The sequence below is a fragment of the Komagataeibacter xylinus NBRC 15237 genome, assembly GCF_001571345.1.
GTDB classification, from domain to species: domain Bacteria; phylum Pseudomonadota; class Alphaproteobacteria; order Acetobacterales; family Acetobacteraceae; genus Komagataeibacter; species Komagataeibacter xylinus.
Genome location: NZ_BCTP01000088.1, coordinates 1 through 5,948, shown reverse-complemented (window position 1 = coordinate 5,948; position 5,948 = coordinate 1). Strand labels below are relative to the sequence as shown.

The 5,948-nt window shown below is 61.2% G+C and carries 3 protein-coding genes; all 3 read right to left on the bottom strand.

Annotated elements, in window-relative coordinates; genetic code table 11:
• Nucleotides 1-228 precede the first annotated feature (228 nt).
• The 3 genes from GXY01S_RS16195 to GXY01S_RS16185 all read right to left on the bottom strand — a co-directional run bounded on the left by GXY01S_RS16195 (nt 229) and on the right by GXY01S_RS16185 (nt 5,598).
• Nucleotides 229-2,037: a tannase/feruloyl esterase family alpha/beta hydrolase gene (locus tag GXY01S_RS16195; protein WP_082770954.1), complete on the bottom strand. Its 1,809-nt coding sequence runs from the start codon at nt 2,035-2,037 to the stop codon at nt 229-231.
• Between the two features lie 130 nt (nt 2,038-2,167).
• Nucleotides 2,168-2,953, bottom strand: a complete 786-nt coding sequence (locus GXY01S_RS16190; protein ID WP_061276791.1) for a siderophore-interacting protein — start codon at nt 2,951-2,953, stop codon at nt 2,168-2,170.
• 236 nt (nt 2,954-3,189) lie between these two features.
• Nucleotides 3,190-5,598 carry a recombinase gene (locus tag GXY01S_RS16185; protein WP_019086251.1) on the bottom strand — a complete coding sequence of 803 codons (2,409 nt, stop codon included), beginning with the start codon at nt 5,596-5,598 and terminating at the stop codon, nt 3,190-3,192.
• Nucleotides 5,599-5,948: the final 350 nt, after the last annotated feature.

The window sequence follows — 5,948 nt, the reverse complement described above, 5'->3', positions numbered from 1 at the left end:
AAGACATAGCGGACAGGCAGCAATTCATGCCGTCGACGTACAGGACAGCTGTGTGCCGGGGCCGGTGGCAGTTGTGTCGCGCCAGCGTGACCGCTGGCCCCTGTTCTATCATCCGGCGGGTGACAACCTGCTGAGCGAGGTCAGTCCGTCGGAGCCCATATAACCGTGAAGTCTGCCACCTGCCCCGGTCGTCCGCCCGACATCTGATGCCGGGCGGCACGGTTTCCATTACTTCGCGCTTTCCACCACAAGCCTGCCATCCCGGACGCCATACTGCTTCTGGTTATCCGGACCGATCAGCGATGTGGCATGACTTGCAAATGCCATTGGCAGGGACGCAGGCAATTTCACGGGTCGGTAATTCCGCGCGTCATTCACGTCCCCTGCCCCGGCATACCGGGCAATATATGGGTAGGGATAGACCGGACGGCTGGCTATTGCCGTGGCATTCGGTCGCGCATAAGGCTGGCTGGACATGGGGGCCATGTGGATCTGCCCGCCTGCCGGCGGCCTGTCATGGCTGCCGGCAGGTGGTCCCATCGCTTCCCTGCCCTGCGCTGTCCTCTCGGTGCGGATGGCAGCGGGCGTCAGTCCGGCTTCCGTCCATGCCATCAGCGGCGAGAGGAAATCGACCTGCGGAAAGCCCTCGCCATTGCCGCAATGCCCGACGCCGGGCAGCAGGTAGAATTTCAAGAAGCTGTCGGTCTGCTCCACGCCCATTTCCCGCTGCACGCCCTGATAATAAGCAATGGTGTTCAGGGGCGAGATCGACTGGTCCGCCAGGCCATGCCACAGGATCAGGCGGCCACTACGTTTGTGAAACGCATGAAGGTCCGTGTTCTCGGCATTATACAGCGGAGCCAGTTCGCTCATCCGGGCGAAGGAGGCATCGTCAAAGCGGAAGCGGCCTAGGTCAGCCGCCTTTTCATCCACCTGCGCCGGAATGACATAGGCAATGGCCGAAGCAGCAATGCCATTGCTCATGGATTCCCCATGCGCGGTCGCGGGCAGCGCCCATTGCAGTTCCGATCCCGGCAGGGGCCCGCCGATGATATAGGGATGATCGGATGCATCGGTTGCTCCGGCATAGAGCCGTACAGCCGCCTGCGTTTCCTCTGCCGTCAGGCAGTGCGAAGTGTCGCTCTGGCCAGCCGGACACTGCACCCATGCGGGATCGAAATGGCAGGTGCGGGGTTCTTCAAGAATACCGTCCTTTACACCTGAAAGCGTATCGCAATGCTGGATGACGGCATCATGCAGCACGCCCACCCGGTTCTGCAACAGGATGCTGGTACCATCGGCACGCTGATTCCCGCGCACGTTCCATGCGTGATAGAATGAATTCTGCACGGTAAACAGGGCGGCCGGAGCACCGGCGGAAATGCCATCAAAATCCTCGGGGAAACGCTGGGCTTCCATCAGCGCTTCACGACCACCATCGGAACAGCCGACAAAATAGGAATATTTCGGGGCCTGTCCGTAGAAAGTCGCCGTCAGGGCCCTGGCCGCCAGCGCGGTGACATGGTTCGCGCGATAGGCGAAGTCGATGCGCTTTTGCGGGTCTTTACCAAACTCGCCCTGTGCCAGCCCCACCATGGAGCCTGTATGGCCCATGTCATCACCCGCCATGACGAATTCGCCATTCAGGGCGGGCGCGCAGGCCCCGGCGTTACTGACGCCCACACGCGTCATGCCGCACAGGCCGCCGCAGCCTCCCTGCAGGAATCGCTGGGTCCAGTGCTCCATGGGCAGATCGACCTCAAAGGAAATCGCAGGCGCGATCTGCCCCGTGACCTTGCAGAATTTGCCCTTGGGGGTCTGAAGCACGGCAGCCTTCTGGCCATGGACTGCAGCGCCGACGGCGGGCGCAAGATCGACGGTGCCCAACGCATCGCACGATATGACAGGCGTTACCACCGGCAGGGAAGCGCTATCCGCCGCCTGTGCCGGAGTGACAGGGACAGGGACAGGCAGCAATCCGGCCCCTGCCCCCATGACCGCAAGGAGAACGGTCAGGGTCAGAAGTACGTTTTTCATATCAGGCAAAATATCCTGTTCGGCCTTCTTTGGTTCATGAACCGAAGGTAGGTCATGTCTCGCTGAATGAATGTATAAATTTGTAAGGTAGGCGCCTCATCATGGTCCTGACACCCACGCCCCTTATCGTTCAGCGCGCGTCCCCGACGTCCTTCACGGACGCATCGACCTGGCCCTTCACCCAGTAGCCGGATGCCTTGATCCACTGTGCCGGAATCCTGCGTTCATCGAGAAGATACTGGCGCACGGCTTTCGCCACGCGGGCCTCGGCACCGACCCAGACAAAAGTGCGGTCCGGAATTTCCAGATTTTTCAGGACAGCAAGAATGCCGACAGCGTCATCAGCTTGCTCCATGGAGCGATGGACCCAATGGGCAGCATGGTGTGCGGCCGTGGTAAAGACCTGCTCGTCTTCCGCCCCCGGCACAGCAACCACAGTCGTAACGGACGTCCGGGCAGGAAGCGCCTCAACCCGTCGTCCGATCGCAGGCAACGCCGTTTCGTCACCGATCAGAAGCCAGTGATCAATCGGGCCGGAAATGATCTGCGACCCGCGTGGACCACCGATCTCCAGTCGGTCACCCGGTTTGGCGGCCCGCGCCCACGCGGCGGCTGGTCCACCATGATGATTGACGAAATCCAGAAGCAGCGTACCGTTCTGCGGGTCGTAACGGCGCGGCGTGTAATCGCGACGGGTTGGTGAACCATCCAGACCGGGAATGAAGATCTTGATGTGATCGTCAGGGGACGGGCTGTTGAACCCGGCCAGTTCGGGGCCACCCAGCGTGATACGGATCATATGCGGGGTCAGGCGCTCAACAGCGCGGACTTCAAGGCTACGCCTGACCAGGTCATGCCGCACACGGCGGATCTCGGGGGCATCATCGCGATTTGAAAAGGACTGGAAAAGCTTCATCACTGTGTATCCCTGTCATGCCGACAGACCGGTGACTGTGGATACACAGACGCACAGGCTGCCAGCATGCTGCTGTCAGTTTCTGTGCGTTGTTTCACGTTAACGCATACGAAAGTACGGTCTGCAAAGACCACACTAGCTGTGCAAATCAAAGCCTTCGGCGGCAGAGTCTGTCAACGGGTTTCTCGGTATCCTTCTGTTACCGTCGCGCACCAGATGGCCTGACAGCACCATCTTCAGATCGGGCAGACTCCACTGGCACATTGCAGATGCGCCCAGTCCACCACTTCGCCCACCTCGTCATCCTGGATCATGGCCGTGATGGCAGCGAATTTGCCTGCCGTGACTTCCTCTTCCGGCAGGTATTCGTAACCAAGGCCGGAATCCGGACGGCTGGGCAGCACGGCGCAGCAGCGCACATGCGGCTGGTTGTCAGCTACCATGGCGCGGAAATTGTCCAGACTATGCCGGTCGGTATAGACCTTGAGCGTGTAAGATACCTGATTGCCCTGCTCCGCCCCGATCCAGTATTTCTCCAGCAGTTCCAGCCAGCGATACTGCTCCTCCGGCGAGGCTTCGGGTGCTGTCACCACACGCTCGCCCATGCCGAGACGCTGGATAAGCGGCACGGTCGGAAAGCCCACAATACTCATGCCCGGAAAGCTGCGCAGCGAACGCACGGGATAGCCCTTGTGCTCGTAAGCTGGCAGTAGCGGGTCGGTTCCTGCCTCCCACGTGCCGTCCTCGCGCCGCACGCCCTTGAACTGCACCCAACGCAGATATTGCCGCCGTGCGGGCAGGTGTGCACCTTCGGTCAGGCCAAACAGCTTCGATGTGGTGCCCGCAGGTTTGACGGTTGTAACTGTAACCGGCCGGGTGGTGCCGGTCTCAAGCGCATAGGCATTCGCCTCGGCTTTGGCGATGGTGGAGAGTTCGCGCACAGCGTTCCAGAAGGGGGCGGCACGGTCCTCGTCCAGCAGATCATGAAAGTCGAGACCGAAGCGCACCCATGCCCATTCATGCAGACCGGTCGGGCCGATGCCGATCCGGTTGGTCCGGCGCACTTCCTCGCCATACAGCGCGTCCATACGGTTGGCACGCAGCAGAAAGCGCACGCCAAGCCGCACGGAATCCCTTACGCGGGCATCCCATATGTCCGCCGCTTCGGCTGAGACCTGACCGGGCATCACTTCCTCTGGCGCCACCGGGCAGGCCAGCAGCGGGGCGAAATCACCAATCACGCAATAACCACCCGTGACGTGCAATGTGATCTCGCCGCAGGGGTTGGTCGTGACCGGAAAATGCGCGGACGTGGCCCGCTGAGCCAGATCGGCCAGCAGAGCTGCGCCCTCGGTGGCCTGATAGCGGTGCGAGCGGAAATCCCGCCCATCCGCATGCACCTGTTTGAGCCGAGCGCTGCCGGTGCGGTTATCTTCCAGCCGGTCACCATTGATGAAGCCGGGCTCCCCATTGATCCATGCGCACCGCGTAGCTTCCGCGAACATCGCGCGGGCGTGATCGGCCAAGGGGCCGGTCTTCGCGGGATTGTTCACGTATTCCCAGAATTCGGCATCCACCATGACGGAGTGGTTGGCGGTCCACAGGCCGCCTTCTTCCTTGGCGCGGATGAAGCACAGTACATCCCCGTCCAGCCATGATTTGGTGGCCATGCGCGCGGCACGGCGCGCACCGCCCACCTGCACCTCGACCGATAGATAATGGTCCACCCGCAGCGCCTGTTCCCATAGCGGCATATCGCCTGCACGCGCGGCCTTGATCACATGCTCACGCACATTGAGCAGTCCGCGCAGCAACGAGACCGGCCCCGAAGCGGGCCGCCCCTGCATGCCCGCAATCGGGCTGCCCGCACAGCGGATGGCGCTGAAATCCAGCACTAGTGTGCGATCGCGTTCGCCACCGAAGGCCATTGCCTCAATCGTCTCGACCGCCTTACCCCAGCCTTCGCGGCTGTCCTCAATGACGTGAACAAGGTCACTGCCTTCCGGCAGCCGGGTCAGCACGGTTCTTTCCAGAAAGGCGCGGACCTGCGCTTCCCTCTCTGCATCGAAGGCTTCCAGCACCGTGCCCCAGGGCAGGATCTGCATCTCAAGGCCGAACTGCAGCAGGCTGGCACGGTCCTGCGGGTAGTCCGGGTGCTCTGGTGAAAGGACGAATTTCACGTCGGGGGCCTGACCCCAGTCCACCACGCACAACTCATCATCATAGGCCCGTCCCACGCCGGAGCCGTTGAGCAGCAGATAGAATTTCGCAAAGGAGCAGATGGCCGTGGCGCAGTTGGTGAACATCTCCATGTTGCGATCCGGCTGCGTGCTGTCACCATGCTGGAGATGACGCCCCGAAGTGAGCAGCGCCCCCGTAGCGATGGCGTTACGGAGTTGCATGATCTCCGCATCCTCCACCGTGGCCAGTAATCCGGCATTGCCTTCGGCCACACGGTCGGCGACACGCCCGAAATCCTCCCGGTCGGAAGGGCGGAACACCGTCCGGCGACCGACTGCTTCTCCCATGCCCCGATCCAGCGGGCGTGCCGGGACAGGTCGCGTTCCGAAAGCCCCTTCAAACGGATTACGAACGGCCTTGCGGCCACCCTGGCCGCCCGTAAACAGCGAAAAATCTCCGTCCATGCACCGGCTCCATTCTGCGGGCGAGCATGGTCCGTCTTCGAGACCATGGTCGCTCATATTGTGCTCATGAAACTATGGTGACACCAGATATTGTGTCCTGCACGAACAAAATAGCGGGCCGCACTTTCCTGATCGCTGTCACCCGCAGTTTTCCTTGATATGCGACCTGATTTTTTTTGGCTCCTGCTGGACTGCCTGCCAGGCGAATCATTTTGGTCGCTTCGAACACCTGAGCGGCGACGCCATTGTCTCAGTGAAGGCCATGCGAAAATTATCACGCACACGTGAAATCAGGCAAAACTACGCTGCGCTTTCAGTCCCATTTGCATCCTATACGCATCCTGCGCGTA

Bases quoted from the DNA above. Each gene is read 5' to 3' on its own strand.
- GXY01S_RS16190 (WP_061276791.1), bottom strand. From the start codon at position 2,953: ATGAAGCTTTTCCAGTCCTTTTCAAATCGCGATGATGCCCCCGAGATC.
- GXY01S_RS16185 (WP_019086251.1), bottom strand. From the start codon at position 5,598: ATGGACGGAGATTTTTCGCTGTTTACGGGCGGCCAGGGTGGCCGCAAG.
- GXY01S_RS16195 (WP_082770954.1), bottom strand. From the start codon at position 2,037: ATGAAAAACGTACTTCTGACCCTGACCGTTCTCCTTGCGGTCATGGGG.